Source organism: Stenotrophomonas sp. PE591, from assembly GCF_018320795.1.
In the GTDB taxonomy this organism is placed as follows: domain Bacteria; phylum Pseudomonadota; class Gammaproteobacteria; order Xanthomonadales; family Xanthomonadaceae; genus Stenotrophomonas; species Stenotrophomonas maltophilia.
In genome coordinates this window covers 92,878-119,175 of record NZ_JAAOKO010000001.1, presented here as the reverse complement: position 1 = coordinate 119,175, position 26,298 = coordinate 92,878, and the positions used below count along the sequence as shown (strand labels likewise).

27 protein-coding genes are annotated in these 26,298 nt (G+C 66.8%); 19 read left to right on the top strand and 8 right to left on the bottom strand.

Features of this window, described 5'->3' with window-relative positions:
* Positions 1-22: 22 nt before the first annotated feature.
* From JLDANKMP_RS00600 to JLDANKMP_RS00590, 3 genes are all read left to right on the top strand, one after another.
* Positions 23-1,309 (top strand): nucleotide sugar dehydrogenase, encoded by a 1,287-nt coding sequence (locus JLDANKMP_RS00600; protein WP_005408982.1) that lies wholly within the window; start codon positions 23-25, stop codon positions 1,307-1,309.
* Between the two features lie 55 nt (positions 1,310-1,364).
* Positions 1,365-2,987, top strand: coding sequence for an FMN-binding glutamate synthase family protein (locus JLDANKMP_RS00595; protein WP_005412910.1), 1,623 nt, complete (start codon positions 1,365-1,367; stop codon positions 2,985-2,987).
* A gap of 126 nt (positions 2,988-3,113) precedes the next feature.
* Positions 3,114-3,575: a GNAT family N-acetyltransferase gene (locus tag JLDANKMP_RS00590; protein WP_024956617.1), complete on the top strand. Its 462-nt coding sequence runs from the start codon at positions 3,114-3,116 to the stop codon at positions 3,573-3,575.
* A 53-nt stretch (positions 3,576-3,628) separates the two neighbouring features.
* Here the strand turns inward: JLDANKMP_RS00590 and JLDANKMP_RS00585 are convergent, their stop codons facing one another.
* Together JLDANKMP_RS00585 and JLDANKMP_RS00580 are read right to left on the bottom strand one after the other, a co-directional pair.
* Entirely contained in the window at positions 3,629-4,876 is a 1,248-nt protein-coding gene (locus tag JLDANKMP_RS00585; RefSeq protein WP_111108377.1) for a TIGR03862 family flavoprotein, read from the bottom strand.
* Positions 4,863-5,297, bottom strand: a complete 435-nt coding sequence (locus JLDANKMP_RS00580; RefSeq protein ID WP_005408986.1) for an FKBP-type peptidyl-prolyl cis-trans isomerase — start codon at positions 5,295-5,297, stop codon at positions 4,863-4,865. Before JLDANKMP_RS00580 ends, JLDANKMP_RS00585 begins: the two co-directional genes overlap by 14 nt.
* Before the next feature lie 70 nt (positions 5,298-5,367).
* Between JLDANKMP_RS00580 and JLDANKMP_RS00575 the strand changes: the two genes are divergently transcribed.
* From JLDANKMP_RS00575 to JLDANKMP_RS00560, 4 genes are all read left to right on the top strand, one after another.
* Positions 5,368-5,733, top strand: coding sequence for a DUF6164 family protein (locus JLDANKMP_RS00575; RefSeq protein ID WP_212560332.1), 366 nt, complete (start codon positions 5,368-5,370; stop codon positions 5,731-5,733).
* Between the two features lie 374 nt (positions 5,734-6,107).
* A complete protein-coding gene (locus JLDANKMP_RS00570; protein ID WP_005408988.1) occupies positions 6,108-6,875 on the top strand; it encodes a sulfurtransferase in 768 nt (255 codons plus the stop codon).
* Between the two features lie 223 nt (positions 6,876-7,098).
* Positions 7,099-8,094 carry an LLM class flavin-dependent oxidoreductase gene (locus JLDANKMP_RS00565; RefSeq protein WP_049449161.1) on the top strand — a complete coding sequence of 332 codons (996 nt, stop codon included), beginning with the start codon at positions 7,099-7,101 and terminating at the stop codon, positions 8,092-8,094.
* 67 nt (positions 8,095-8,161) lie between these two features.
* On the top strand, positions 8,162-8,659 hold the full coding sequence (locus JLDANKMP_RS00560; protein WP_212560331.1) for a pyridoxamine 5'-phosphate oxidase family protein: 498 nt from the start codon (positions 8,162-8,164) through the stop codon (positions 8,657-8,659).
* Positions 8,660-8,751: 92 nt separating this feature from the next.
* On the opposite strand, the gene JLDANKMP_RS00555 is transcribed toward JLDANKMP_RS00560, so the two are convergent.
* Entirely contained in the window at positions 8,752-9,411 is a 660-nt protein-coding gene (locus JLDANKMP_RS00555; RefSeq protein WP_065183389.1) for an exopolysaccharide biosynthesis protein, read from the bottom strand.
* Entirely contained in the window at positions 9,395-10,699 is a 1,305-nt protein-coding gene (locus tag JLDANKMP_RS00550; RefSeq protein ID WP_005408992.1) for a hemolysin family protein, read from the bottom strand. Before JLDANKMP_RS00550 ends, JLDANKMP_RS00555 begins: the two co-directional genes overlap by 17 nt.
* A 292-nt stretch (positions 10,700-10,991) precedes the next feature.
* On the opposite strand from JLDANKMP_RS00550, the gene JLDANKMP_RS00545 reads away from it, so the two are divergent.
* Together JLDANKMP_RS00545 and JLDANKMP_RS00540 are read left to right on the top strand one after the other, a co-directional pair.
* Positions 10,992-11,618 (top strand): DUF47 family protein, encoded by a 627-nt coding sequence (locus tag JLDANKMP_RS00545; RefSeq protein ID WP_004152833.1) that lies wholly within the window; start codon positions 10,992-10,994, stop codon positions 11,616-11,618.
* A gap of 13 nt (positions 11,619-11,631) precedes the next feature.
* Positions 11,632-12,753, top strand: a complete 1,122-nt coding sequence (locus JLDANKMP_RS00540; RefSeq protein ID WP_005408993.1) for an inorganic phosphate transporter — start codon at positions 11,632-11,634, stop codon at positions 12,751-12,753.
* Between the two features lie 373 nt (positions 12,754-13,126).
* Here the strand turns inward: JLDANKMP_RS00540 and JLDANKMP_RS00535 are convergent, their stop codons facing one another.
* From JLDANKMP_RS00535 to parE, 3 genes are all read right to left on the bottom strand, one after another.
* Complete coding sequence (locus tag JLDANKMP_RS00535) at positions 13,127-14,623, bottom strand: S10 family peptidase (RefSeq protein WP_005408994.1); 1,497 nt, start codon at positions 14,621-14,623, stop codon at positions 13,127-13,129.
* Between the two features lie 110 nt (positions 14,624-14,733).
* Complete coding sequence (locus JLDANKMP_RS00530) at positions 14,734-15,312, bottom strand: GNAT family protein (protein WP_212560330.1); 579 nt, start codon at positions 15,310-15,312, stop codon at positions 14,734-14,736.
* 193 nt (positions 15,313-15,505) lie between these two features.
* Positions 15,506-17,395 (bottom strand): DNA topoisomerase IV subunit B, encoded by a 1,890-nt coding sequence (parE, locus tag JLDANKMP_RS00525; protein ID WP_005408996.1) that lies wholly within the window; start codon positions 17,393-17,395, stop codon positions 15,506-15,508.
* 172 nt (positions 17,396-17,567) lie between these two features.
* On the opposite strand from parE, the gene JLDANKMP_RS00520 reads away from it, so the two are divergent.
* The 10 genes from JLDANKMP_RS00520 (at position 17,568) to truD (ending at position 25,461) form a co-directional block, all read left to right on the top strand.
* Positions 17,568-17,801 (top strand): hypothetical protein, encoded by a 234-nt coding sequence (locus JLDANKMP_RS00520; protein ID WP_005408997.1) that lies wholly within the window; start codon positions 17,568-17,570, stop codon positions 17,799-17,801.
* A gap of 400 nt (positions 17,802-18,201) precedes the next feature.
* Positions 18,202-19,866 (top strand): CTP synthase, encoded by a 1,665-nt coding sequence (locus JLDANKMP_RS00515; protein WP_212560329.1) that lies wholly within the window; start codon positions 18,202-18,204, stop codon positions 19,864-19,866.
* An 89-nt stretch (positions 19,867-19,955) separates the two neighbouring features.
* On the top strand, positions 19,956-20,786 hold the full coding sequence (gene kdsA, locus JLDANKMP_RS00510) for a 3-deoxy-8-phosphooctulonate synthase (RefSeq protein ID WP_005408999.1): 831 nt from the start codon (positions 19,956-19,958) through the stop codon (positions 20,784-20,786).
* Positions 20,783-21,130: a hypothetical protein gene (locus JLDANKMP_RS00505; protein WP_212560328.1), complete on the top strand. Its 348-nt coding sequence runs from the start codon at positions 20,783-20,785 to the stop codon at positions 21,128-21,130. Before kdsA ends, JLDANKMP_RS00505 begins: the two co-directional genes overlap by 4 nt.
* Entirely contained in the window at positions 21,130-21,459 is a 330-nt protein-coding gene (locus JLDANKMP_RS00500; RefSeq protein ID WP_005409001.1) for a hypothetical protein, read from the top strand. Before JLDANKMP_RS00505 ends, JLDANKMP_RS00500 begins: the two co-directional genes overlap by 1 nt.
* Positions 21,460-21,555: 96 nt before the next feature.
* Complete coding sequence (eno, locus tag JLDANKMP_RS00495) at positions 21,556-22,848, top strand: phosphopyruvate hydratase (protein WP_212560327.1); 1,293 nt, start codon at positions 21,556-21,558, stop codon at positions 22,846-22,848.
* A 4-nt stretch (positions 22,849-22,852) separates the two neighbouring features.
* Entirely contained in the window at positions 22,853-23,206 is a 354-nt protein-coding gene (ftsB, locus tag JLDANKMP_RS00490; protein WP_005412924.1) for a cell division protein FtsB, read from the top strand.
* Positions 23,203-23,901 carry a 2-C-methyl-D-erythritol 4-phosphate cytidylyltransferase gene (ispD, locus tag JLDANKMP_RS00485; RefSeq protein ID WP_005409004.1) on the top strand — a complete coding sequence of 233 codons (699 nt, stop codon included), beginning with the start codon at positions 23,203-23,205 and terminating at the stop codon, positions 23,899-23,901. Before ftsB ends, ispD begins: the two co-directional genes overlap by 4 nt.
* Before the next feature lie 34 nt (positions 23,902-23,935).
* On the top strand, positions 23,936-24,433 hold the full coding sequence (gene ispF / locus JLDANKMP_RS00480; protein WP_005409005.1) for a 2-C-methyl-D-erythritol 2,4-cyclodiphosphate synthase: 498 nt from the start codon (positions 23,936-23,938) through the stop codon (positions 24,431-24,433).
* Complete coding sequence (gene truD, locus JLDANKMP_RS00475; RefSeq protein ID WP_212560326.1) at positions 24,430-25,461, top strand: tRNA pseudouridine(13) synthase TruD; 1,032 nt, start codon at positions 24,430-24,432, stop codon at positions 25,459-25,461. The genes ispF and truD overlap by 4 nt, the downstream gene beginning before the upstream one ends.
* 124 nt (positions 25,462-25,585) lie before the next feature.
* Here truD and JLDANKMP_RS00470 read toward each other — a convergent pair whose 3' ends face one another.
* Positions 25,586-26,125 carry a Smr/MutS family protein gene (locus JLDANKMP_RS00470; protein WP_005409007.1) on the bottom strand — a complete coding sequence of 180 codons (540 nt, stop codon included), beginning with the start codon at positions 26,123-26,125 and terminating at the stop codon, positions 25,586-25,588.
* Positions 26,126-26,298 lie beyond the last annotated feature (173 nt).

Below are 26,298 nucleotides of genomic sequence, written 5' to 3'. Positions count from 1 at the left end.
ACCCGGTGCGCGGGATATGCCGATGAGCGTGCCCGTTGCGGCGGCGGTGACGCCGCGTTTCGCCGTGATCGGCCTGGGTTACGTCGGCCTGCCATTGGCGGTGGCGTTTGGCCGGCACTGGCCGACACTGGGCTTTGACATCGATGCCGGCCGCATCGCGGAGCTGCGCGGTGGCCGCGATCACACGCTGGAGATGGAGGCCGACGAGCTGGCCGAAGCCACGCATCTGCAGTACGGCAGCGATCCTTCGCTGCTCGATGCCTGCAACGTCTATATCGTCACCGTGCCGACCCCGATCGATGCATACGAGCAGCCCGACCTGGAGCCCCTGCGTTCGGCGACACGGCTGATTGCCAGTCATCTTCGCGCCGGCGATCTGGTGATCTACGAGTCCACGGTGTACCCCGGCACCACCGAGGAAGTGTGCGTGCCGCTGCTGGAACAGGGTTCGGGCCTGGGCTTCAACGAAGACTTCTATTGCGGCTACAGCCCGGAACGGGTCAGTCCCGGTGACCGCCAGCGGCGCCTGGCCGACATCCGCAAGATCACGTCTGGTTCGACCCCGGAAGTCGCTGCGGTGATCGATGGTCTCTACCAGCGCATCATCGACGCCGGTACGTTCCCGGCGCCGTCGATGCGCGTGGCCGAAGCAGCCAAGGTGGTCGAGAACATCCAGCGCGACGTCAACATCGCGCTGGTCAACGAGCTGGCGCTGATCTTCGACCGGCTCGGCATTGATACCCAGGACGTACTGGACGCCGCCGGCAGCAAGTGGAATTTCCTGCCGTTCCGGCCAGGCCTGGTTGGCGGTCACTGCATCGGCGTCGATCCGTACTATCTGCTGCACAAGTCCGAAAGCGTGGGCTACCACCCGGACCTGATCCACACCGCGCGGCAGGTCAACAACCGCGTCGGCGAGCACGTGGCGGCGCGCGTGCTGGCGATGCTGGCCGAGCGTGGCCGTGCACCGGCGGAGGCACGCATCCTGGTGCTGGGCGTGACCTTCAAGGAGGATTGCCCGGACCTGCGCAACAGCCGCGCGCTGGAACTGGCCCAGCGCCTGCGCGATGCGGGTGCGCAGGTGGAGGTGAGCGACCCGTGGGTCGGCCCGGCGGCATTGACCGGCGAGGGCCTGGATTGGCTGGCCGAACCCGGGGCAGGGCGCTATGACGCGGTGGTGCTGGCGGTGGCCCACGCCCGTTTCAAGGCAATGGATGAAGACGCAATCCGGGCGCTGCTGGCGCCAGGCGGCCTGGTCTACGACGTCAAATCGGCCTGGCCGCGCAACGTGGTTGACGATCGTTTGTAAGCCTTGGCAGCGAGCGGCGCGGTAGACTCGGGAACAGTTGCAACCGAGGAAAGCCATGCACCGGTACATCGTCTACCTGCTCGCCATCCTGATGTTCCCGATATGCCTGTGGCTGGCCACGATCTGGCCGGCCTGGTACTGGGGCGTCGGCCTGACTGCCGCGATGGTGGCATTGGGGACCTGGGACCTGCTGCAGAAGCGCAGCACGCTGCGCCGCAACTATCCGGTGATGGCGCACTTCCGCTACGGGCTGGAATCGATCGGCCCGGAGATCCGCCAGTACTTCGTGCAGAGTGACCTGGAGGACGTGCCGTTCTCGCGCCAGCAACGTGCACTGATCTACCAGCGCGCCAAGAACGAGATGGACACGGTACCGTTCGGCACCCTGCGCAGCACCTATGCGGTGGACTACGAATGGATCAACCATTCACTGGCGCCGACTGCCATCGCCAAGCATGACTTCCGCGTGCTGATCGGTCCGAACTGTGCCAAGCCCTATTCGGCCAGCGTGTTCAACATCTCGGCGATGAGCTTCGGTTCACTGTCGGCCAATGCCATCCGCGCACTGAACGAAGGCGCACGGCGTGGTGGTTTCTACCACGACACCGGCGAAGGTTCGATCTCGCCCTATCACCGTGAGATGGGCGGCGATCTGGTCTGGGAAATCGGCTCGGGCTACTTCGGTTGCCGCGACGAGAAGGGTGGTTTCAGCGAGGAACGCTTCGTTGCCAATGCCACCCATGACCAGGTCAGGATGATCGAGATCAAGCTGTCGCAGGGTGCCAAGCCGGGTCATGGCGGCGTGCTGCCAGCGCCGAAGGTGACTGCCGAGATCTCGGTGACCCGTGGCGTGCCGATGGGCGTGGACTGCGTGTCGCCGTCGCGTCACTCGGCGTTCTCGACACCGGTCGAGCTGCTGCAGTTCGTCGCCCGCCTGCGCGAGCTGTCCGGTGGCAAGCCGGTCGGTTTCAAGCTGGCGATCGGCCACCCGTGGGAGTGGTTCGGCATTGCCAAGGCGATGCAGGAAACCGGGTTGCTGCCGGATTTCATCGTGGTGGACGGTGCCGAAGGGGGCACCGGCGCGGCGCCAGCCGAGTTCGTCGACCATGTCGGCGTGCCGATGCACGAAGCGCTGCTGCTGGTGCACAACACCCTGGTCGGCCTCGATCTGCGCGAGCGCATCCGCATCGGTGCAGCCGGCAAGATCACCAGTGCGTTCGACATCGCGCGCACCATCGCGCTGGGTGCCGACTGGTGCAATGCCGGCCGCGGCTTCATGTTCGCGCTGGGCTGCATCCAGTCGTTGAGCTGCCATACCGACAAGTGCCCCACCGGCATCGCGACCCAGGACCCGGCGCGCTGGAAGCATCTGGATGCACCGGACAAGGCCACCCGTGTGTACAGCTACCACGAGCACACGCTGCATGCCTTGAAGGAACTGCTGTGTGCCGCGGGCCTGAACGACCCGGCGGAACTGGGCCCGGAGCATATCCTGCGTCGGGTTTCGCCTGTTGAGATCCGTTCGCTGGCCTCGCTGTACCGTTACCTTGAACCGGGCGAGCTGCTGCACAAGGTGCCGGACCACGCCGTGTTCCATGCGTTCTGGGCCGATGCGCGCAGCGATTCCTTCCAGCCGCCGCCGAAGATCCAGGCGCTGCGGGCCAGCAAGTCGCGATAACGTGTTGCTGTAGATACCGTGTCGCCCTCGCCTAGGCAAGGGCCGAGCCCATGCTCGGCTGCTTCTCTCATCGCGATGTTGGAACGAAGAACAGTCGAGCATGGCTCGACGCTGCAAGGAGATGCCATGCGGTTCCGGATCGGCACCACGGATGACGTGGCCACGCTGTGGGCGTTGCGCACGCGTTGCGTGCGCGAGACCTGCAGCAGCCATTATCCGCCCGAAGTGATTGCGCCCTGGTCGGCCTCGCCGCCGCCGTCGCAGTACGCGCGGTTGCTGGGGCAGGGCGGCTGCGTGGTGGCCGAGGATGGGCAGGGCGGCCTTCTTGGCTTCGGTGTGTTCGATGCCGATGCCAATGAAGTCGACGCGTTGTTCGTTGATCCTGATCGTGGCGGCCAGGGAATCGGCCAGGCGCTGATGCAGCGCCTGCTGGCAATGGCCGATCGTGAGCGTGAGGTGGTGCTGTCGGCCTCGCTCAACGCGGTGCCGTTCTACCAACGGCAGGGATTCATCAGCGTGCGCGAAGAGGTCTATCCGCATCCCAGCGGCGTGGCGCTGGCTTCGGTGAGCATGCGCAGGCCATGGTGAGCGCCCGGGGACTGTAAGGCAGTCGAGGATGGCTCGACTCTACAATGCAGGCGTCACCGCCCGGCCAGCCACCTGATTACGCCCTCGGCGGCACGCAGGCCACTGGCGTAGCACGCGGTCAACAGGTAGCCACCTGTCGGCGCCTCCCAGTCCAGCATCTCGCCGGCGCAGAACACGCCGGGCACGGCCCGCAGCATCAGGCCATCATCCAGCGCATCCAGGCGCACGCCGCCGGCGGTGCTGATCACCTCGGCCATCGGCCGGGGACGCAGCAGGCGCAGCGGCAGGCGCTTGAGCGTAGCCGCCACGGCAGGCAGGTCGTTGCCGGCTTCCTTACCCAGAATCTCGAACACCAGTGCGGCCTTCACCGCATCAAGGCCCGCCTGGCGACGCAGGTGCTCGCCGAAGCTGCGGCCCTTGCGCGGGCGTGACAGATCGGCCAGCAGGCGCGCCTCGTCGCGGCCCGGCACCAGATCCAGCCACAGCATCGCGTGGCCATCGCGGTTGATGGTCTCGCGCAGGTCCGCCGCCAACGCATAGATCAGGCTGCCTTCGATGCCGTACTCGCTGGCCACGCATTCGCCCTGCAGCGACTGTGGCTGTCCGGCCAGGTCGATCCAGTGCGCGACCACCGGCTTCAACGGTGCACCGGCATTGCGCTGGGCGAAGAACGGGGTCCAGTCCACGTCGAAGCCGCAGTTGGCTGACTGCAGTGGCGCGATGTCCACGCCACGGGCCTGCAGTGGTGCAACCCAGGCGCCGTCGCTGCCCAGCTGCGGCCAGCTGCCGCCGCCCATCGCCAACACGGTGGCATCGGCGTGGACATCGATCTCGCCGGCTTCGGTGGCGAAGCGCAGCGCGCCGTCGTTGCTCCAGCCGATCCAACGGTGGTTGGCATGCAGGCGCACGCCCTGTTCCTTCAGCCGGCGCACCCAGCCACGCAGCAGCGGCGCGGCCTTGCGGTCGACCGGGAACACGCGGCCGGAGCTGCCCACATAGGTCTCCACGCCAAAACCGCCGGCCCAGTCGCGCAATGCCTGCGCATCGAAGCCATCCAGCCAGCGGCCCACGGTCGTGGACTGCTCGCGGTAGCGGCTGTCGAACAGCGGACGCGGATCGGAATGGGTGAGGTTGAGTCCGCCCTTGCCGGCGATCAGGAACTTGCGGCCGGGCGAACCCTTGGCCTCGTACAGGTCCACCTCCAGACCGGCGGCGCGCAGGCGCTCGGCGGCGAACAGGCCGGCCGGGCCGCCGCCGATGACGGCGACCCGCGGAAGCGGTGCGGCATTACGGTTTGACATCGAGCAGCTCGACATCGAACACCAGCGACGAGCCGGCCGGAATCGGGCCAACCCGGCGGTCGCCGTAGCCGTAATCCGGCGGGATCATCAGGGTGCGCTTGCCGCCGACCTTCATGCCGGCCACGCCCTCATCCCAGCCGCGGATGACCTGGCCGGCGCCGAGTGCGAAGGTGAACGGTTCGCCGTGCTTGAAGGAGCTGTCGAAGGTCTTGCCGTGCTTGGTTTCGGTGCGGTTGTCGTAGATCCAGCCGGTGTAGTGCACGGTGACCTTGCTGCCGGCAACGGCTTCGGTGCCGGTGCCGGGCACGGTATCGATGCGCTCGAAGGTGGTCAGGGTGCCGCCGGGCGGTGGGCCGGACGGTTCGGTTGTGCAGCCAGCGGCGGCGAGGGACAGCAGCAGGGGAAGCAGCAGGCGGCGCATCGGGCGTCTCCGGAAGGGCGCAGGGCGAGGGCGGCAAGGGTAGCGCATCGGCGCCGGGTATCATGGGGGCATGGCAAAACTCCTGCTCAATCTGCGCAATGTCGGCGACGACGAATATGCCGATGTCTGCACGCTGCTCGACCAGAACGGCATCGCCTGGTATCGCACCGAACCCAGCCCCTGGGGCATCTCCAATGGTGGCCTGTGGCTGCGCGAGGACGCCGATCATCCACGTGCGAAGGCGCTGATGGCGGAATACCAGGCCGAACGCGGGCCGCGCATCCGTGCCGAGCGTGAGCAGGCATTGCGTGATGGCACGGCGGAGACCTTCGGCAGCCTGTTCCGGCGGCGGCCGGTCTACGTGGTGCTGGTGCTGCTGGGGATGGCCGGTGCGGCGGCGCTGGTGCTGCTGCCGTTCGTGCTGTTGCGGGGGTAATGGGGCTTCTGGCCGGGTTGCACCCGGCACCCGCAGACGCAACGGCAACAGCAACGTCAAAAGCCGGGCTTCAGTGGGAGGGCGGGGCGGTGTGGACAGGCGGGGGACGGCAAAAGCTGCTCCTGCGTGCCGCGTAGAGCGCCTTGCTCGTGTGCGCTGTCCTGCGCACACGGCAAGACCGGGGTTGGGCATCCTGCCCAACCCGCCCGGCGCATGCCCTGGGCCCATGGCGCTCTGCGCCCCCGCCTGCCCACACCGCCCCACCCATGACAGATTCCGGTTGTTTGCCGGGCTTGGGGTCGGGTCCCTCTGCTGCGCAGAGGGCTCTGACCCCTGAATCTGCCCGGAGGGGCGGGAGGCGCTAAAATGCCAGGATGATCGCCAATACCGCTGCCTATCATTTCGCCGTCATCGACGCTCCCCAGGCCCTGTGCGACCAGTTGCTGGCGCGTGCCGAGGCGGCGCAGCTGCGGGGCACGATCCTGGTGGCGGGCGAGGGGCTGAACCTGTTCCTGGCGGGTGCGCCGGAGGCGGTCGAGGGTTTCTACGCGGCGCTGCGTTCTGACGTGCGGTTTGCCGATATGCGGGTCAAGACCAGCTTCAGTGAACATCAGCCGTTCGCGCGGCTGAAGGCCAAGGTGAAGGACGAGATCATCAGCTTCCGCCGTGACGACGGTCAGCCGCTGGACTATCCGCGCGCGCCGGCGGTCGATCCGGCCACGGTGCAACGCTGGTTGCGGCAGGGGCATGACGACGCCGGCAAGCCGGTGGTGATGCTCGATACCCGCAACCTGCAGGAAGTGGAGTACGGCACCTTCAAGGATGCGCTGGTGCTGCCGATTCACAAGTTCACCGACCTGCCCGAGGCGCTGGCGCCGCACCGCGAGGCGCTGAAAGACAGCACCGTGGTCAGTTTCTGCACCGGCGGCATCCGCTGCGAGAAGGCGGCGCTGTGGATGGTCAACGACGGCATGGACAACGTGCTGCAGCTGGACGGTGGCATCCTCGGCTACTTCGAGGAGGTGGGCGGCGAAGGCTACGAAGGCCGCTGCTTCGTGTTCGATGAGCGCGTGGCGCTGGATGCCGAGCTGAAGCCGATGGTCGACCAGCCGCTGCCGGAGCCGCGCCCCAGCGCGTTCTGACGCTTCCGCGGTAGAGCCGGCCGCTGGCCGGCTGCGAAGCCATCTACCTGTATGCCGGCCAGCGGCCGGCACTACCAATCGCGCTTGGCGCGCATCAGGGCACCCCGGATCGGCCCGGTCAGCCCTGAACCCGCCACACGGGAATCAGCATCCCGCCACCGTCACTGGCCGCGGCGCCTGGCCGACCCCATGCATGGGGGATCCTGTGACGGAAAAACGCCTGATGATCCCGTTGTCGATCCTTGACCTGGCCCCGGTCTGCGAGGGCAGTGACACCACCGCCGCTTTCGCCAACATGCTGGAACTGGCCCAGCACGCCGATGCGCTGGGCTACCGCCGCTACTGGCTGGCCGAACACCACAACATGCCGGGCATCGCCAGCGCGGCCACCGCCGTGCTGATCGGCCACGTGGCGGGTGGCACAAAGCGCATCCGCGTCGGTGCCGGCGGCATCATGCTGCCCAACCATGCCCCGCTGCAGGTGGCCGAGCAGTTCGGCACGCTGGCTTCGCTGTATCCGGACCGCATCGACCTCGGCCTGGGCCGTGCACCCGGTACCGACCAGCCGACCGCGCGTGCGCTGCGCCGCTACTTCGACAGCGCCGACCAGTTCCCGCAGGACGTGCGCGAGCTGCTGCATTACTTCGAGCCGGTACAACCCGGGCAGGCGGTGCAGGCGGTTCCGGGTGGCGGCCTGCGGGTGCCGACCTGGATCCTCGGTTCGAGCCTGTTCGGTGCGCGCATGGCCGCCTCGATGGGCCTGCCGTATGCGTTCGCCTCGCACTTCGCACCCGACGCGATGGATGAAGCCCTTGCCGTGTACCGCCGCGAGTTCCGCCCCTCGGCCACGCTGAAGCAGCCGCACGCGATGCTGGCCCTGAACGTCGTTGCCAGCGACAGCGAAACCGAATCGCGGCGCCTGTTCACCAGCCAGCAGCAGAGCTTCGTGAACCTGCGTCGCGGCCGACCGGGCAAGATTCCGGCACCGATCGACGACATCGAGTCCTTCTGGGAGCCGCACGAAAAACTGGGCGTGGAGCGGGCGCTGGCCTGCACCGTGCTGGGCGATCCGCAGCAGGTGGCGGAGGGCATCGCCGCGTTCGTCGAACGGCACAAGCCCGACGAGCTGATGCTCACCGCCAACCTGTACGACCACCGCGCGCGCCTGCGCTCGTTCGAACTGACCATGCAGGCCTGGCACGCCCGCCACGCGGGCTGAACAATTGCGTCACGGCCCATTGCGGCCGAACCGCGTCTGATGGGGGCTCATATCGAAGGAGCCCCCCATGGCCGACACCCGTGCCGAACACATCGCCCAGCTGGCCGAACTGATCAAGGACGTGGAGGTGGCGATGTTCACCACCACCGGCGTCGATGGCCGCCTCTACAGCCGGCCGTTGGCCACCCAGCAGGTCGCCTTCGACGGTGACCTGTGGTTCGTGATCACCGGCGACAGCCCCAAGGTGGCCGAGATCGCGCTCGACCCGCGGGTCAACGTGGCGTATGCCTCGCCCTCGAAGAACACCTATGTGTCGGTGGCGGGGCGGGCACGCGTGGTCGACGATCGCGCGAAGATCGAGGCGCTGTGGTCACCGGCGATGAAGCTGTTCTTCCCCGCTGGCAAGGATGACCCCAACCTTCGCCTGATCCATGTGCGCGCCGACAGTGCCGAGTACTGGGACGGTCCGGGCACGCTGCTGGGCAAGGCGTTGACGTTCGTGCTGTCGGCGGTGCAGGACGAACCGGCGGCGCTGGCCGACAACGGTTTCATCGATCTTCGGTGATGACCGATGTCCGGTATGGGTAGTGCCGGCCGCTGGCCGGCAAACCTGGAAACGTGGCAGCCGGCCAGCGGCCGGCTCTACCGGATTCCGGGTCAGAACCAGCGCTGGAACAGCTCCACCGTATAACCCACCAGCTGCCCCGAACTGAAACCGAAGAAGGCGATCGCTGCCACGGCGGCGATCCAGTTGAACAGCATCAGCGCGCCATCGCGTTCCAGCAGCGCCAGCGAGAACAGCAGCAGCTGGAAGCCGAACAGGAAATTGGTGAAGGGAATCGGCAACGACAGCAGCAGGCCCAGCAGCACCAGCAGCAGGCCACTGAAGGCGTGGGCGGGCAGCGGTGTCAGCAGTTGCGGCAGGCGGGGTTTCAGCATCTTGTCCAGGCGCCGCAGCGGGCGGTCGATGCGGTCCAGGAAACGATGCATGGTGCCGCGCTTCGGCCCGCGGCGGGCAATGAAGCCGGGCAGCCAGGGCCGGCGCAGGCAGAACAGCATCTGCAGGCCGATCAGGACCACCAGTGGGCCGCTGACCGCGCCGCCCATGCCCGGGATCGGGATGAACGACGGCAGGATCGCCACGAACAGGAACACGCCGAACGCGCTCTGCTGCAGGTTGCCGAGGATCTGGCCCAGCGGCATGTGCTCGGCGGGATCGCCAGAGGCGAACATCTCCAGCAGGGTACGGATACCCTCGTTGCGGTAGGCCGGGCGCTCGTCGCCCGGACCCTTGCCGGGCTCAGGCGGTGAGCTCATCGGCCTGCTCGTCGGACAACGTGCGCAGCAGCAGCTTGTCCACGCGCGCACCATCCAGGTCAACCACTTCGAAGCGCCAGCCCGCCCAGTCGAAGTACTCGCCTGCGTGCGGAATGCGGCCGAAGTAATGGATGCACATGCCGGCCAGCGTGTAGTAGTCGCCGTCCTCGGCGTCGGGCAGGTCGTTGCTGCCGATCAGTTCGCGCACGTCTTCGATCGGCAGCGAGCCGTCCACCAGCAGCGAGCCGTCTTCGCGGGTCACCACCAGCGCGTCCTCGTCGGCGTTCTCCACCGCCTGCAGGCGGCCGACCACCGCGCCCATCAGGTCGCTGATGGTCACCAGGCCCTGGATCTCGCCGTACTCGTCCACTACCAGTGCCATCGACTGCTGTTCCTCGCGGAAGATTTCCAGCAGCTTCATCGCGTGGGTCGATTCGGAGACGTACAGGGGTTCGCGCAGGGTCTGGAACAGCGCGTTGTCACCGCGCGCCATGCGCGTGGCCAGCGATTTCAGTTCGAGCACGCCGACCACGTCCATGTCGTTGTCGCGGTACACCGGGTACCGGGAGAACTCGTGTTCGGCCATGATTTCCAGGTTGCGCTCCAGCCCGGCCTGGGTATCCAGCCACGCGATGCGGTTGCGCGGGGTCATCAGGCTGTCGGCGGTGCGGTCGCCCAGGCGCATGACGCGGTTCATCATGTCGCGCTCGTGGGCATCGATCACGCCGGCCTCGTGGCTTTCGGCGACCAGCATGCGGATCTCTTCTTCGGTCACCGAGGCGACTTCATCCTTGCCCAGGCCGAACAGGCGCAGCACCAGCTGGGTGGTTTTGGACAGCAGCCAGACGAAGGGCAGGGCGAGCTTGGCCAGCCAGCTCATCGGCATCGCGACCAGGCCGGCAATGGCCTCCGAACGGGTCAGCGCCAGGCGCTTGGGCACCAGTTCGCCGAAGATCAGCGTGATGAAGGTGATCAGGCTGACCGCCAGCGCGGTACCGATGTTGCCGGCATAGGCGAAGCCCGGCATCAGGCCCTGGATCCAGCCGGCGAAGGCTTCGCCCAGCGCTTCACCGCCGAGGTAGCCGGTCAGCACGCCGATCACGGTGATGCCGATCTGCACGGTGGACAGGAAGCTCTCCGGCTTCTCGGACAGCTCCAGCGCCTTGGCCGCGCGCTTGGAGGTGGCGGCCATCTGCTTCAGGCGGCTCTTGCGCGAGGTCATGACCGACATCTCGGACATGGCGAAGAAGCCGTTCAGCAGAACAAGCGCAAAGACAATCAGGATCATTTCAAACACGGGCGTCGTCCCCGGTTGGTGGCAGGGAGGGCGGGTGCTTGCGATGGCGGCGGGCGCTCAGGAACGGGGTCCGGCGCGGCGCTGGGGGATAAGGGTCGTCGTCCATAGGATGCGCCCGAAGGCGCGCTGGCATCTTAGCAAAGGGGCATGGCAGGGTGGCAACCGCCTGTTCAGGTTCAGGGTTCCGAGCCCCGGAAAGGGGGCGGGGATACCCGAGATGGTCATCTAGCCGTCATAATTCCGCTTGGTGCCGTCCTTCCCGCGACGGCTGACAGGTTTCTCAATGTTCTCTCTGCAGACCATTTTCGGTTCCGGCAAACAGTTCTACACCCTGCTCGATGAGGCCGCCGTCGCGGCCTCCGACGCCGCCAAGGCGCTGCATTCCATGCTGCGCGAGGCCGACCGCCAGCCCGCGCTGGACGCCTTCAAGCTGGCCCGCCTGCGCGAGCGCGCGGCCTCGGACAAGATCAGCCAGGCGCTGGTGGACAGCTTCATGACCCCGATCGAGCGCGAAGACATCGAAGCGCTGGGCTCGGCCCTGTACAAGATTCCCAAGCAGATCGAGAAGTTCGCCGATCGCTATTCGCTGGCCACGACCCACCTGGAGCACATCGACTTCGCGCCGCGCGCGGCGATGCTGGAACAGGCCGCCGGCGTGGTGGTGGAGATGGTGGCCGACCTGCGCCACATGAACCTGGACCGGATGACCGCGCTGAACGAGAAGCTGCGCTCGCTGGAAAACGAGGCCGACCGCCTGATGCTCGAGCTGTACCGCGACATCTATTCCGGCCGCCTGGACAACCTGCAGATGTTCCTGCTGAAGGAATTCTTCGAGATCCTGGAAAAGGCCATCGACCGTTGCCGCGAGGCCGGCGTGGTTGCGTACCAGATCGTGTTGAAGAACAGCTGACGGACGCCGCCGCATGTTGACCCTTGTCCTGGTGGTGATCCTGGCCGCACTCGTCTTCGAGTTCATCAACGGCTTCCACGACACCGCCAATTCCATTGCCACCGTGGTCGCGACCAAGGTGCTCTCGCCCGGCTGGGCGGTGATGCTGGCCGCCTTCATGAACCTCATCGGTGCGCTGACCGGCACCGCGGTGGCGCTGACCATCGCTTCGGGCCTGCTCAACACCAACGTGGTCGAGGTCACCCCGCAGGTGATCCTGTGCGCCCTGCTGGGCGGCATCATCTGGAACCTGATCACCTGGTGGAAGGGCCTGCCGTCCTCGTCCTCGCATGCGCTGATCGGTGGCCTCTGCGGCGCCGGCCTGGCGGCCGCCCACAACAACTGGGACGCGCTGATCTGGTCCGAGCGCCTGGGCAGCTGGGCGCAGAACAAGGGCCTGCTGTGGAAGGTGTTCGTGCCGATGATCACCTCGCCGATCGCCGGTTTCCTGCTCGGCATCGTGGTGATGGTGCTGCTGTGGGGCCTGATCGCCGGCCTGGCCAGGATCGGTGGCGCCATTGGTCGCCTGGCCCGCCCACGCATCGTCAATGCATTCTTCGGCAAGGCCCAGATCGCCTCGGCGGCCTACATGGGCTTCGCCCACGGCCACAACGATGCGCAGAAGACCATGGGCATCATCGCCATGACCCTGATCGGTGCCGAGGCCACCGGCGCACTGGATGACCTGCCGTCCTGGCTGGCCTTCATGCACCCGGACGCCCACGCCGGTGACGGCATCGCGATGTGGATCGTGCTGACCTGTGCGGTTGTGATGGCCGCCGGTACCGCTTCGGGCGGCTGGAAGATCATCAAGACCCTGGGCCACAAGATGGTCAAGCTGCACCCGATCCACGGCTTCGCCGCGGAGACCAGCTCGGCCACCATCCTGACCCTGGCCGCCCACTTCGGCATGCCGGTCTCGACCACGCACAGCATCTCCACCGCGATCATGGGCGTCGGCTTCGCCAAGAACCCGCGCTCGCTGAAGTTCGGCGTGATCGAACGCATCGTCTGGGCCTGGATCCTGACCATCCCGGCAGCCGGCGGCTGTGCGTACCTGATCCTGAAGCTGTTCGAGCTGTTCGGCTGGACCTGATCGCCACGCCAAGGTTGCAAACGAAAAAGCCCGCCGGCATCCGGCGGGCTTTTTCATGGGCAGAGAATTCTTCCGGACACATCGTGTCGACCGAGGTCGACACCTACCAGAGCAGAAGCAGGGATCCGATCCCGTGCCGACCAACGGTCGGCACCCACCAACAGCGCACGGAAACTGTCGAAGGCGGGGTGGGATGGGCAGGCGGGGGCGCAGAGCGCCATGGATGGCGCTCTACGAGGCACGCAGGAGCAGTTTTTGCCGTCCCCCGCCTGCCTATCCCACCCCGCCAACCCACGGAAACCCTGCTTTTGCCGTTGCAGTTGCAGTTGCCGTTGATCCGGCGGGTGCCGGGCCGCAGGCCCGGCCGAACCCCTCAATTACGCTGGAACAGCGCCTGCACATCCTTGCGGAACGCCGCCTGGCTGTCCGCCCGGCTGTAGAACATGTGCCCGCCCGGATAGCTCCGCACCTGCACCCGGTCCGGGTTGCTGCCCATCGCCGGCATCTGGTCCACCGTCAGGATCGAGCCCATGAACGGGCACGACAGGTCGTTCCAGCCATGCACGATCAGCACCTGCAGATGCGGATCGATCGCCACCGCCTGGCGCAGCTGGGTCACCGCACCCTGGCGCAGCTCGCCGTTGCGGTCCCACAACCGATTCACGTCGTAGTTCAGCGCCTGGTAGCGTGCATCCACCTTCCAGCCGACCACGCGCGTCACGAAGTCGACCATCGCCGTGGTGGTCGGCGCAATGATGCTGTCCAGCAGCGGATCATTGGCGCGCTGCTCCGGATCATTCGGGAATGGATCGAACGCGGTCACATTGGAGTCGTAGCGGCTGCCCAGCGTGCCCTTGTCGCGGAATACTTCGCGCAGGTAGGCCTGGGTTTCAAGACGGCCACCGGCACGGCGCACGAACTGCGGGTCAAGCCCGGTCAGCTCGGTCACCCGGCGCAGCATCGCCTCGGTCGCCTGCGGATCGCTGCGGCCCTTCATCAACGCGGTGGCGTAATCGCCACGGGTGTACTCCACCACCTCGCGCATTGCCGCGTCGGTGAGCCTGCCCTGGCGCTCCAGGTGCGCCGCGGCGATCGACGGCAGCGTCTGCATCCATGCCATCGGCGAGACGTCGGCGTTGTCTTCCAGCGTCGGGCTCAGGTACGGCGAGACCAGTACCAGGCCGTTCATCGCCACGCCCAGCCGGGTCTGCAGGAAATGGGTGATGCGCGGGCCGCGATAGCCGCCGTAGCTCTCGCCGGTCAGGTACTTGCGTGACGCCATGCGCTGGTTGCGCAGCAGCCAGTCGTAGATCGAGCGCGACAGGTACTCGATGTCGGCGCCGGGGTTGTACAGCTGCTTCTTCGCCTCGTCATCGCCGATGCGCGCGCGGCTGAAACCGGTGCCGACCGGGTCGATGAATACCAGGTCGGTGAAATCCAGCCAGGTGCCCGGGTTGTCATGCAGGGTGGCGGGCGCCGAGGCGCTGTCGCCTTCCGAACCGAAGGTGACCACCTTGGGCCCGATCGCGCCCATGTTGAGGTACACCGACGAGGCACCGGGCCCGCCATTGAGCGCGAACGTCACCGGCCGGTCCTTGCCCGGCATCGTGTACGCAGTGAACACCACATCGGCGATGACCTTGCCCTTCTCGTCGCGCACCGGCAGGGTGCCGACGGTGGCGGTGTAGTCCAGGGTGCGGCCGGCCAGGCGCATGCTCTGGCGCGCCGACGCATCGGCGGGCAGCGCAGGCGCGTCGGTCCTGTCGTCTTTCGAATCGGGCTTGGTGTCAGCGGCGGGCGCGGCCAGCACGCTGGTGGGGGCGATGAGCAGGCCGACGCAGAGCGCGGCAGTGTGCAGCAGGGACTTCATGGCACCGGATCGGCAGCGGAAGGGGGTTCCGATGCTAGGCCGGTGGAGCACCACGCCGTATGTGTCCAAAGGCATGGCCACGTTCTGCAGCGGCTTGCGGCCAGATTGGATCAAGCGGGCAGGGTGGCTGCCGCTTTGTCGTTGGCCAGCAGGCCATAGACGGCCGAGTCCGAAAGCTCGCCCTGGATGCGCCAGCGCTGGCGCAGCACCCCCTCGCGGTGGAAGCCGAGGCGGTCAAGCACATGTGCCGAGGGTACGTTGCGTGGATCGATCTCGGCTTCGATGCGGTGCAGGTGCAGGGTGTGGAACAGATAGCCCAGCATCTGCTGCAGGGCCTCATGCATGTAGCCCTGGCCCTGGCGGTCGGGCGCCAGCAGATAGCCGATCTCGGCCCGCATGGCCTCACGATCAATGGCGAATGCGACGCAGACGCCCACCAGTGGGCCGTTGGGTGATTCGCGCAAGGCCAGCTTCAACTGGGTGCCGATCGCGTGCGCGGCAAGGTCGTCGTCGATCTGTTCGCGGGCTTCGGCCGGTCGTGTCCAGGCCGGATGGTTCCACCAGCGCATCACGTCCGGATTGGATTGCAGCGCGAACAGCGCGGCCGCGTCGTCACGGCGGATCGGGCTCAGCACCAACCGCGCGCTGTGCAGCGGCAGGGCGGGGAACAGCAGCGAGTGGCTGGCCAATACGATGGTCCACACGGGTGGACGCGCATTATGCCGCCGCCGGGTTTGCCGATGGCGGCGTAATGCCAAGGGCGCATGAACCGGTAGTGCCGGCCGCTGGCCGGCAGTCGAGGTGGCCGGCCAGCGGCCGGCACTACCGGGCAGCCGGGTCAGAGCCCTTTGCCAGGCAAAGGGATCCGACCCCGTGCCAGGATCAGACCTCCAGCGAGGCCAGATCGCCCTTCGACTCCAGCCAGCCCTTGCGGTCGGAGGCGCGCTTCTTGGCCAGCAGCATGTCCATCAGCGAGCTTGTCTGTTCGCGATCGTCCACGGTCAGCTGCACCAGGCGGCGCGTATCCGGGTGGATGGTCGATTCGCGCAGCTGCGGTGGATTCATCTCGCCCAGGCCCTTGAAGCGGGTCACGTTGATGGCGCCCTTGATCTTCTCGCGTTCGATCTTGTCCAGCATCGAGCGCTTTTCTTCCTCGTCCAGGGCGTAGAACACCTGCTTGCCCACGTCGATGCGGAACAGCGGCGGCATCGCCACGAACACGTGGCCGGCATCGACCAGCGCCGGGAAGTGCTTCAGGAACAGTGCGGTCAGCAGCGTTGCGATGTGCAGGCCGTCGGAGTCCGCGTCGGCCAGGATGATGACTTTGCCGTAACGCAGGCCGCTGATGTCGTCCTTGCCGGGGTCGCAGCCGATGGCGATGGCCAGGTTGTGTACTTCCTCCGAGGCCAGCACGCTGTTGGAGGAGACTTCCCAGGTGTTCAGGATCTTGCCGCGCAACGGCATGATGGCCTGGAAGTCCTTGTCGCGGGCCTGCTTGGCGCTGCCCCCTGCCGAGTCACCTTCCACCAGGAACAGCTCGGTGCGCGACAGGTCCTGGCTGATGCAGTCGGCCAGCTTGCCGGGCAGGGCCGGGCCCTGGGTGACCTTCTTGCGGACGACCAGCTTCTCGGTCTTCAGGCGTGCGCTGGCGCGCTCGATGGCGATCTGCGCGATTTTCTCGCCCAGCTCCACGTTCTGGTTCAACAGCAGGCTGAAGGCATCGTGGGCGGCGCCTTCAACGAAGCCGGCGGCCTGGCGCGAGGACAGGCGTTCCTTGGTCTGGCCACTGAACTGCGGGTCGGTCATCTTCAGCGACAGCACGAACGACACGCGGTCCCACACGTCTTCCGGGGCCAGCTTGACGCCGCGCGGCAGCAGGTTGCGGAAGTCGCAGAACTCGCGCAGCGCCTCGGTCAGGCCGGTACGCAGGCCGTTGACGTGGGTGCCGTGCTGGGCGGTGGGAATCAGGTTGACGTAGCTTTCCTGCACCAGCTCGCCTTCCGGCAGCCAGGCCACGGCCCAGTCCACCACCTCGGTGTCCTTCTTCAGGTTGCCGACGAACAGGTCGGCCGGCAGCGATTCGCGTTCGCCCAGTTCCAGCTTCAGGTAATCGCGCAGGCCGTCTTCGTAGTACCAGGTGTCGACTTCACCGGTGGCCTCATCGGTCAGCTTGACCGTCAGGCCCGGGCACAGCACGGCCTTGGCGCGCAGCAGGTGCTTCAGCGCGCGCACCGCGAACTTGGGCGTGTCGAAGTATTTCGGGTCAGGCCAGAAGCGCACGCGGGTGCCGGTGTTCTTCTTGCCGACGCTGCCGACCACTTCCAGCGGCGTGGCGCGGTCGCCGTTGCGGAAGGTGATGCGGTGCTCGGCACCTTCGCGCTTGATGTGCACTTCCACCAGGGTCGACAGCGCATTGACCACGCTGACGCCGACGCCGTGCAGACCGCCAGAGAAGGTGTAGTTGTTGTTGCTGAACTTGCCGCCCGCATGCAGGCGGGTCAGGATCAGCTCGACACCCGGGATCTTCTCTTCCGGGTGGATGTCCACCGGCATGCCGCGGCCGTCATCGCTGACCTCCACGCTGCCGTCCTTGTACAGGGTGATCTCGATCGAGCGGGCGTGGCCGGCGAGGGCCTCGTCCACCGAGTTGTCGATCACTTCCTGCGCCAGGTGGTTCGGGCGCGCGGTGTCGGTATACATGCCGGGACGGCGCTTGACCGGGTCAAGGCCGGACAGGACTTCAATATCGGCGGCGTTATAGCGGGCGTTCATCTGTCTTCGAAAGCTTGGAGCGACGGGCAAGTGTGGGGTCTGGCACGGGATTTTGCACGCCTGCGGTTCAGTCTCGGCGACGCAGAGGGGGTAAAATGGCAGCCGCTGGAATCTGAATGCCGGCGACCCCCGTTGGGTCGAAACATCCAAGCCATACCGCGAGGAGGACCTCATGAAGAAGTTGCTGACCATTGCGATCCTGGCCGCTGCCGCCGTTGCAGTGCCGCTGGTGGTGGCGCAGAACGCCGGCCAGCCGGCCCCGCAACAGGGTGGCCAGGCTGACAAGGCGCAGGCCGAAGCCGATGCCAAGGCCAAGCGCCGCGCCCAGGCCAATGCCGAAATGAAGGCGCAGGGCCAGCCGGCCCCGCAGCAGGAAGAGGAAGAAGAGGCGAGGAAGAAGAAGTAATTCTTCCGCCCTCCGAAGCCCTTGCCGCAAGGGATTCGCCCCCCGACGCCCCGCCCAGCGGGGCGTTTCTTTTGGGTGATGGCCGCAACTGCCCCTTGGGTTGGCGGCCATCAATCTGTAAACTATGGCTTTCCGGGAGTAAGTGCGTGTCCACCCTTTGCGAATGGGCTGGCACGGCCATGCGTGGTCGCCAGCAATGCGGGTCGCAGGTGACGGTCGATTTGACCGGCACGGCCGCCCCGACCTCGCAGGGTGGTCCCCGTCCGGCGCCTGCCGCCGCACGGCCCAGCACCTCCCTCGCTGCCCCAGCGAACCGGAAAACCCCCTTCAAGCTCCATGCCCGCCCTCCGGGTGCGCGTGGTGCTGCCGTTTTCCATTTCCAGACAGGATGCTTGCAGCCATGACTCCCTTGATTTTCGTAACCGGCGGCGTGGTGTCCTCGCTCGGCAAAGGCATTGCCGCTGCGTCACTGGCCGCCATTCTCGAAGCCCGTGGCCTGAAGGTCACGATGATGAAGCTCGACCCGTACATCAACGTCGACCCGGGCACCATGAGCCCGTTCCAGCACGGTGAGGTCTACGTCACCGACGACGGCGCCGAGACCGACCTCGACCTGGGCCACTACGAGCGCTTCGTGCGCACCCGCCTGAGCCGCAAGAACTCGGTCACCACCGGCCGCATCTACGAGAACGTGATCCGCAAGGAGCGCCGTGGCGACTACCTGGGCGCGACGGTGCAGGTCATCCCGCACATCACCGACGAGATCCGCCGCTGCATCGATGAAGCCACCGAAGGTTACGACGTGGCGCTGGTCGAGATCGGCGGTACTGTCGGCGACATCGAGTCGCTGCCGTTCCTGGAAGCGATCCGCCAGGTGCGCACCGAGCGTGGCCCGGAGAGGGCGCTGTTCATGCACCTTACCCTGGTGCCGTACATCGGCGCCGCCGGCGAGCTGAAGACCAAGCCGACCCAGCATTCGGTGAAGGAGCTGCGCTCGATCGGCATCCAGCCGGACGTGCTGCTGTGCCGCTCCGAGCAGGCGGTGCCGGATTCGGAGCGCCGCAAGATCGCCCAGTTCACCAACGTCTCCGAGCGCGCGGTGATCAGCGTGCCGGACGTGGACGTGCTGTACCGCATTCCGTCGGGCCTGCACGCGCAGGGCCTGGACGAGATCGTGGTCAACCAGCTGAAGCTGGCCGACAAGGCCGGCCCGGTCGACCTGTCGATGTGGGAAGACGCGGTCGACGCGACCCTGCATCCGCTGGACGAAGTGACCATCGCCGTGGTTGGCAAGTACGTCGATCACCAGGATGCCTACAAGTCGGTTGGCGAAGCCCTCAAGCACGGTGGCCTGCGCCAGCGCACCAAGGTCAACCTGAAGTGGCTGGAAGCACAGGACCTGGAAGGCACCGACATGGCCGCACTGGCCGATGTCGACGGCATCCTGGTGCCGGGTGGTTTCGGTGACCGTGGTTTCGAAGGCAAGGTGCTGACCTCGAAGTTCGCCCGCGAGCAGCAGGTGCCGTACTTCGGCATCTGCTACGGCATGCAGGCGGCCGTGGTCGACTACGCGCGCAACGTGGTCGGCCTGGAAGGTGCCAACAGCACCGAGAACGACCGCCAGTCGCCGAACCCGGTGATCGGCCTGATCACCGAATGGCGCACCGCGACCGGTGACGTGGAAAAGCGCGACGACAAGAGCGACCTCGGCGGCACCATGCGCCTGGGCCTGCAGGAACAGCGCCTGAAGCCGGGCACGCTGGCCCGCGAGCTGTATGGCAAGGACGTCGTCGCCGAGCGTCACCGCCACCGTTACGAGTTCAACAACCGTTACCGCACCCAGCTGGAAGATGCCGGCCTGGTGATCGCCGGCAAGTCGATGGACGACACCCTGGTGGAAGTGGTCGAACTGCCGCGCGACGCGCACCCGTGGTTCCTGGCCTGCCAGGCGCACCCGGAATTCCTGTCCACGCCGCGTGACGGCCATCCGCTGTTCATCGGTTTCATCCGCGCCGCACGCGAGCGCAAGGCCGGCGGCAAGCTGCTTTCCGAAGCGCGCGCCTGACTTGTGAATGGGGGCTTCGGCCCCCATCCTGCATGCTTCAACCCCCAGCGCACCGGCCCGGCCGGTGCTGCGGACAACAAGGAAACGCCATGAAACTGTGTGGATTCGAGGTCGGGCTGGACCAGCCCCTGTTCCTGATCGCCGGCCCCTGCGTGATCGAGTCGATGCAGCTGCAGCTCGATACCGCCGGCAAGTTGAAGGAAGTCACCGACAAGCTCGGCGTCAACTTCATCTTCAAGTCCAGCTTCGACAAGGCCAACCGTACTTCGGGCACCGCGTTCCGTGGCCCGGGCATGGAAGAGGGCCTGAAGGTCCTGGCCGAGGTCAGGAAGCAGATCGGCGTGCCGGTGCTGACCGACGTCCACGAATACACCCCGATGGACGAAGTGGCCTCGGTGGTGGACGTGCTGCAGACCCCGGCGTTTCTGGTCCGCCAGACCGACTTCATCCGCAAGGTGTGCTCGGCCGGCAAGCCGGTCAACATCAAGAAGGGCCAGTTCCTGGCGCCGTGGGACATGAAGCCGGTCGTGGAGAAGGCCAAGGCCACCGGCAACGAGCAGATCATGGTCTGCGAACGTGGTGCCAGCTTCGGCTACAACAACCTGGTCAGCGACATGCGCTCGCTGGCGGTGATGCGCGACACCGGTTGCCCGGTGGTGTTCGACGCCACCCATTCGGTGCAGCTGCCGGGCGGGCAGGGCACCAGTTCCGGTGGCCAGCGCGAGCACGTGCCGGTGCTGGCGCGTGCCGCCGTGGCGGTGGGCATCTCCGGCTTGTTCGCCGAGACCCATCCGGATCCGTCCAAGGCGCTGTCCGATGGCCCCAATGCGTGGCCGCTGGACCAGATGGAAGCACTGCTTGAGACCTTGATGGAACTCGACGCAGTGACCAAGAAGCACGGCTTCTCGCGCTTCGCGTGAGTCGTGACCCGTGGCTGGCGCTGGAAACCCAGCGCCGCCGCCGGCACTGGAAACAGTGGCCGTGGGGCTTGATCGCACTGGGCCTGGCCGTGCTGTTCACTGTGGGCATGTTCGGGCTGGTGCTGATCGGTGCCGCGTCCGTGCGGCCGCCGGGTGATGGCAGCAGCGCACTCGATCTGCGCGCGTACTTCATTGCGCTGCTGGTGGCAGAGCTGCTCGGTGCAGTGGGATGCATCGCTGCTGCTGTGCAGGCCTGGAGGCTGAATCGCGGCAAGGTGGCCGCCGGCCTGGCGATCATCCTGCTCTCGCTGTGGCTCGGCGCCCTGTTCTACCGAGTGCTTTGATGAATGCGACCACATCGGCGCGAGGCTGGCCCTGGGGCCTGATCGCCCTCGGGCTGTCCGTGTTGACCTGGATCGCCCTGGTGGTGGGCGTACTGGCCTTCACCGCCGGTTTCCGGCCGCCGGGGGACGGGAACAACGGCGTGCAGGCCACGCAGTGGTGGTTGCTGGGCGCACTGGTCACGATGGTGCTGTCCTTCCTGGGTAGCCCGGTGGCGATGGTGCTGGCCTGGCGACGGCGGCGTGGCCCCATCCTGGCGGCGCTTGCTGGTGCATTGCTGGTGATGCTGGTGTCGATGGTCCTGATCGTGATCGGGTCCAGCTGGGGCTGAAGCCGCCCACGCCATTTGGCAAGTGGCGGGCAGCCGGGGATAATCACGCGGCATTCGTTTTGTCGCCCCCTCTCCAGACAGGTAACCGGTCCGACCATGAGCACGATCCGCAGCATCCACGCCCGTGAAATCCTCGACAGTCGTGGCAACCCCACGCTGGAAGCCGAAGTCATCCTGGAGGACGGTTCGTTCGGTCGTGCCGCGGTTCCCTCCGGCGCCTCGACCGGCACCAAGGAAGCGGTCGAGCTGCGTGACGGCGACAAGACCCGTTACCTGGGCAAGGGCGTGGGCAAGGCCGTCGACAACGTCAACACCACGATTGCCGCCGCGCTGAAGGGCTTTGAGGCCACCGACCAGGCCGGCCTCGACCGTCGCCTGATCGACCTTGACGGCACCGAGAACAAGGGCCGCCTGGGCGCCAACGCACTGCTGGGTGTTTCGATGGCCGCCGCGCACGCCGCCGCCGCATCGAACAAGCAGGCGCTGTGGCAGTACCTGGCCGCCAGGACCGGCGTGACCCCGTCGCTGCCGGTGCCGATGATGAACATCATCAACGGCGGCGCGCACGCCGACAACAACGTCGACTTCCAGGAATTCATGGTGCTGCCGGTCGGCTTCACCTCGTTCTCCGAAGCGCTGCGTGCCGGTACCGAAATCTTCCATTCGCTGAAGTCGGTGCTGAAGGGCCACGGCCTGAGCACGGCGGTCGGCGACGAAGGCGGCTTCGCGCCGGACTTCCGCAGCAACGTCGAAGCGCTGGACACCATTCTTGAAGCGATCGGCAAGGCCGGCTACACCGCCGGTGAAGACGTGCTGCTGGGCCTGGACGTCGCCTCCAGCGAATTCTTCGAGAACGGCAAGTACAACCTGGTCGGCGAGAACAAGCGCCTGACCTCCGAGCAGTTCGTCGACTTCCTCGCCGACTGGGCCGCGCAGTACCCGATCATCACGATCGAAGACGGCCTGGCCGAGAACGACTGGGCTGGCTGGAAGCTGCTGACCGACCGCATCGGCAAGAAGGTGCAGCTGGTCGGTGACGACCTGTTCGTGACCAACCCGAAGATCTTCCAGGAAGGCATCGACTCGGGCACCGCCAACGCGATCCTGATCAAGGTCAACCAGATCGGCACCCTGAGCGAAACCCTGGAAGCGATCGCCATGGCCGACCGCGCCGGTTATGCCGCGGTGGTCTCGCACCGTTCGGGCGAAACCGAAGACACCACCATCGCCGACATCGCAGTGGCCACCACCGCCACCCAGATCAAGACCGGTTCGCTGTGCCGCAGCGATCGCGTGGCCAAGTACAACCAGCTGCTGCGCATCGAGGAAGTCCTCGGCGCCGGCGCGCGTTACGCCGGTCGTGACGCGTTCGTTTCGCTGAAGCGCTGAGCCGATGCGCGACTGGCGCTGGATGCTGCTGGTGCTGGCCCTGCTGCTGGGCTGGCTGCAGTACCGCTTCTGGTTCGGTCCGGGCAATTCGGGCGAAGTGATGATGCTCGAAGCCCAGGTCGCCAACCAGGAGCGGGACAATGAGGGTCTGCAGCAGCGCAACGACGCGCTCGCTGCCGAAGTGAAGGACCTCAAGGAAGGCCAGTCCGCCATCGAGGAGCGCGCACGCAGCGAGCTGGGCATGATCAAGCCCGGCGAGAAGTTCTATCGTGTGGTCGAGGATGCGCCGGTCCACCCGGCGCAGCCTGCGGCAGGTGTCAGTGCGCAGGTTGGCGACCACCCGGCGGACGTGCCATGAGTGCGGCCATCTGGGTGGTGGTTCCGGCTGCGGGCCGTGGCACCCGCTTCGGCGCGCCGTTGCCCAAGCAATACCTGCAGGCAGGGGGACAGATCCTGCTTGCCCATACCCTGGACGCCCTGCTGGCGCACCCGGCCGTGGCCGGGGCGATGGTGGTGATCGGCCAGGACGACGCCGACTGGCCCGGCTGGAACGAGTGGGCGGGCAAGCCGGTGCTGACCTGCATCGGTGGCGCGACCCGTGCCGCTTCGGTGCTGGCTGGCCTGCAGGCGCTGCCGGAGACGGTGCGCGCTGATGAGTTCGTACTGGTCCACGATGCCGCGCGGCCGAACCTGTCGCCGGCCGATCTCGGCCGCCTGCTTGAAGTCGGTCGTACCGACCCGGTGGGGGCGATCCTGGCCGCACCGGTACGTGACACCCTCAAGCGTGCAGGCGACGACGGTGGCATTGATGGCACCGAGCCGCGTGAGCGCCTGTGGCGTGCACTGACCCCGCAGCTGTTCCGCCGCCACCAGCTCAGCCGCGCGCTGTCCGACGCCGCTGCCGCCGGTGTTGAAGTCACCGACGAGGCGATGGCCATGGAGCGCCAGGGCCAGCGCCCGCTGCTGGTGGAAGGCAGCGAGGACAACTTCAAGGTCACCACCCCGGCCGATCTGGACCGGTTCGAATTCGTACTTTCCCGCCGCGCCGGCTGACCGTCCGCGTGGCCCTGCTGCAAGGGTTGCATCCATGAGCACCGCACCGTTCCCGCCCGTCCGCATCGGCCAGGGCTACGACGTCCATGCCTTCGGCGAAGGCGATCACATCATGCTTGGCGGCGTGAACGTTCCACACAGCTGTGGCGTGCTTGCGCACAGCGATGGCGACGTGATCCTGCACGCCTTGTGCGATGCGATGCTCGGTGCGCTGGCGCTGGGCGACATCGGCCAGCATTTCCCACCCAGTGACGACCGCTGGAAGGGCGCCGACAGCAGCGACTTCGTGCGTCATTGCGACAGCCTGCTGCGCGAGCGCGGCTGGCGCGTCGGCAACACCGACATCACCGTGATCTGCGAGCGGCCGAAGGTTGGCCCGCATGCGCTGGCGATGCGTGAGCGCATCGGCGGCCTGCTGCAGTTGCCGCTGGATGCAGTCAGCGTCAAGGCCACCACCTCGGAAAAACTGGGCTTCACCGGCCGTGGTGAAGGCATTGCCGCACAGGCGGTCGTGTTGCTGGTGGCGGCATGATTCCGCTGCCGTTGGCATTTGGTGCGCCGTTGTTGACGGCGCGCATCCGCACCACGCCAGACGATTTCCAGGTTGACGAGCTGCCGGCCTTCGAGGCCACCGGCGAAGGCGAGCACCTGTTGCTGCACATCCGAAAGCGCGGTGCCAACACCGTGCATGTGGCCAAGGTGCTGGCCAAGTGGGCGGGCCTGCCGGAAATGGCGGTGAGTTACGCTGGCATGAAAGACCGCCACGCGGTCACCACCCAGCGTTTCAGCGTGCACCTGCCCAAGCGCATTGCGCCGGACCTGGCCGAGCTGGCCAGTGACGAGATCGAAGTGCTCGAAGCGACCTGGCACAACCGCAAGCTGCAGCGTGGCGCACTGGCCGGCAACCGCTTCAAGCTGGTGCTGCGCGAGGTGCAGGGCGATGCCGCGGCGATCAGCGAACGCCTGCAGCAGATTGCCGGGCGCGGCCTGCCGAACTGGTTTGGCGAGCAGCGCTTTGGCCGCGACGGCGGCAACGTGCCGGCGGCACTGGCGATGTTCGGTGGCCGCCGCATGCGCAAGGACCAGCGTTCACTGCTGCTGTCTGCCGCCCGATCGGCGCTGTTCAACCGCGTGCTGGCTGCGCGCGTGGAGCAGGGCAACTGGGATCAGCCGCTGGACGGCGAGGTGTGGATGCTGGACGGCAGCCGCAGCGTGTTCGGCCCGGAGCCGTACACCGACGTGCTGGCCGAGCGCCTCGCGCGGTTCGACATCCATCCCAGCGCACCGCTGTGGGGCGGAGGGGAGCTGCGCAGCACCGAAGTGGCACGCGAGCTGGAGCTGGCCGCACTCGACGACGAGGAATCGAAGGCACTGCGGGCCGGGCTGGAAGACGCGCGCCTGAAGCAGGAGCGCCGCGCGCTGCGCCTGCGCCCCGCATTGTTGCAGCACCAGTGGCTGGGCGATGACGTGCTGGAGTTATCGTTCGCGCTGCCGCCGGGCTGCTACGCCACCGCCGTACTGCACGAGCTCGGCCCGGTCGAAGACGCCTCGCAGGCCTGAGCAGGGCGCGCGGTAGAGTTGACTGTCAGTCGACTTGCGCGCGCAGCGCGGGGTATTCGCTTGCCGCTGGAAGAGCAGTCGACTGACAGTCGACTCTACCTGGACTCATGGCGTCCCCTTTTTTTCAGCGCCGCGCCAGCAGCACCAGCACCGCGCCGGTGCCGCCTTGCCCGGTCGGCGCCGAATGGAATGCCAGTACGTCGTTGCGCAGCCGCAGCAGGCGGTCGACCAGGTTCTTCAGTACCGGTGCACCGCCGTCGGACTGCAATCCCTTGCCGTGGATGATGCGCACGCAGCCATACTCGTGTGCATGGGCTTCCAGCAGGAACTGGCGCAGCAGCGTCTCCGCCTGCGCGGCGGTGGCGCCATGCAGGTCCAGTTCGTCCTGCACCGAATACTGGCCACGCTTGAGGCGCTGGAACAGGCGAGGTGGCAGGTTGTCGCGGCGATAGCTGGCCACGTCGCCGGCTTCCAGTGGCGTGCTGTCGCGCAGCAGCCGGGCGAACTCGCCGGCGGCTTCGGCCTCGTCACGTTCGGCCATGCGCGCGCGCGGCTTCGGCCGGGGCGCAGCCGGTGCCGGCTCGGCATCCTTGCGCAGCGGCGTCACTTCGCCGATGGCCGCGCGGAACAACGCGGCCGGATCTTCGTCTTCAGGGTGCGACATGCGCACAGGGTAAACCGCTGGCGCAGGTCTGCCTATGACGGTTCGATGTCGGCCGTGACCGCCGGCAGGGTAGGACCGGCGGCTCGCATGCGGCACAATAGACGATGCCCTTGCAGGGTCGACGGCTTCCGCAGGGGAGTACGACGGTCCCGCCCACACTGCACGGTGATGGA

Excerpts from the sequence above, each read along its gene's own strand:
- truD (WP_212560326.1), top strand. The coding sequence starts at position 24,430 with ATGATTCCGCTGCCGTTGGCATTTGGTGCGCCGTTGTTGACGGCGCGC.
- JLDANKMP_RS00535 (WP_005408994.1), bottom strand. The coding sequence starts at position 14,623 with ATGAAGTCCCTGCTGCACACTGCCGCGCTCTGCGTCGGCCTGCTCATC.
- JLDANKMP_RS00545 (WP_004152833.1), top strand. The coding sequence starts at position 10,992 with ATGTTCTCTCTGCAGACCATTTTCGGTTCCGGCAAACAGTTCTACACC.
- ispD (WP_005409004.1), top strand. The coding sequence starts at position 23,203 with ATGAGTGCGGCCATCTGGGTGGTGGTTCCGGCTGCGGGCCGTGGCACC.
- JLDANKMP_RS00555 (WP_065183389.1), bottom strand. The coding sequence starts at position 9,411 with ATGAGCTCACCGCCTGAGCCCGGCAAGGGTCCGGGCGACGAGCGCCCG.
- JLDANKMP_RS00600 (WP_005408982.1), top strand. The coding sequence starts at position 23 with ATGAGCGTGCCCGTTGCGGCGGCGGTGACGCCGCGTTTCGCCGTGATC.
- JLDANKMP_RS00470 (WP_005409007.1), bottom strand. The coding sequence starts at position 26,125 with ATGTCGCACCCTGAAGACGAAGATCCGGCCGCGTTGTTCCGCGCGGCC.
- JLDANKMP_RS00540 (WP_005408993.1), top strand. The coding sequence starts at position 11,632 with ATGTTGACCCTTGTCCTGGTGGTGATCCTGGCCGCACTCGTCTTCGAG.
- ftsB (WP_005412924.1), top strand. The coding sequence starts at position 22,853 with ATGCGCGACTGGCGCTGGATGCTGCTGGTGCTGGCCCTGCTGCTGGGC.
- ispF (WP_005409005.1), top strand. The coding sequence starts at position 23,936 with ATGAGCACCGCACCGTTCCCGCCCGTCCGCATCGGCCAGGGCTACGAC.
- JLDANKMP_RS00560 (WP_212560331.1), top strand. The coding sequence starts at position 8,162 with ATGGCCGACACCCGTGCCGAACACATCGCCCAGCTGGCCGAACTGATC.
- eno (WP_212560327.1), top strand. The coding sequence starts at position 21,556 with ATGAGCACGATCCGCAGCATCCACGCCCGTGAAATCCTCGACAGTCGT.
- JLDANKMP_RS00520 (WP_005408997.1), top strand. The coding sequence starts at position 17,568 with ATGAAGAAGTTGCTGACCATTGCGATCCTGGCCGCTGCCGCCGTTGCA.
- JLDANKMP_RS00580 (WP_005408986.1), bottom strand. The coding sequence starts at position 5,297 with ATGCGCCGCCTGCTGCTTCCCCTGCTGCTGTCCCTCGCCGCCGCTGGC.
- JLDANKMP_RS00515 (WP_212560329.1), top strand. The coding sequence starts at position 18,202 with ATGACTCCCTTGATTTTCGTAACCGGCGGCGTGGTGTCCTCGCTCGGC.
- JLDANKMP_RS00550 (WP_005408992.1), bottom strand. The coding sequence starts at position 10,699 with ATGATCCTGATTGTCTTTGCGCTTGTTCTGCTGAACGGCTTCTTCGCC.
- JLDANKMP_RS00570 (WP_005408988.1), top strand. The coding sequence starts at position 6,108 with ATGATCGCCAATACCGCTGCCTATCATTTCGCCGTCATCGACGCTCCC.
- JLDANKMP_RS00590 (WP_024956617.1), top strand. The coding sequence starts at position 3,114 with ATGCGGTTCCGGATCGGCACCACGGATGACGTGGCCACGCTGTGGGCG.
- JLDANKMP_RS00500 (WP_005409001.1), top strand. The coding sequence starts at position 21,130 with ATGAATGCGACCACATCGGCGCGAGGCTGGCCCTGGGGCCTGATCGCC.
- JLDANKMP_RS00585 (WP_111108377.1), bottom strand. The coding sequence starts at position 4,876 with ATGTCAAACCGTAATGCCGCACCGCTTCCGCGGGTCGCCGTCATCGGC.
- parE (WP_005408996.1), bottom strand. The coding sequence starts at position 17,395 with ATGAACGCCCGCTATAACGCCGCCGATATTGAAGTCCTGTCCGGCCTT.
- kdsA (WP_005408999.1), top strand. The coding sequence starts at position 19,956 with ATGAAACTGTGTGGATTCGAGGTCGGGCTGGACCAGCCCCTGTTCCTG.
- JLDANKMP_RS00595 (WP_005412910.1), top strand. The coding sequence starts at position 1,365 with ATGCACCGGTACATCGTCTACCTGCTCGCCATCCTGATGTTCCCGATA.
- JLDANKMP_RS00575 (WP_212560332.1), top strand. The coding sequence starts at position 5,368 with ATGGCAAAACTCCTGCTCAATCTGCGCAATGTCGGCGACGACGAATAT.
- JLDANKMP_RS00565 (WP_049449161.1), top strand. The coding sequence starts at position 7,099 with ATGATCCCGTTGTCGATCCTTGACCTGGCCCCGGTCTGCGAGGGCAGT.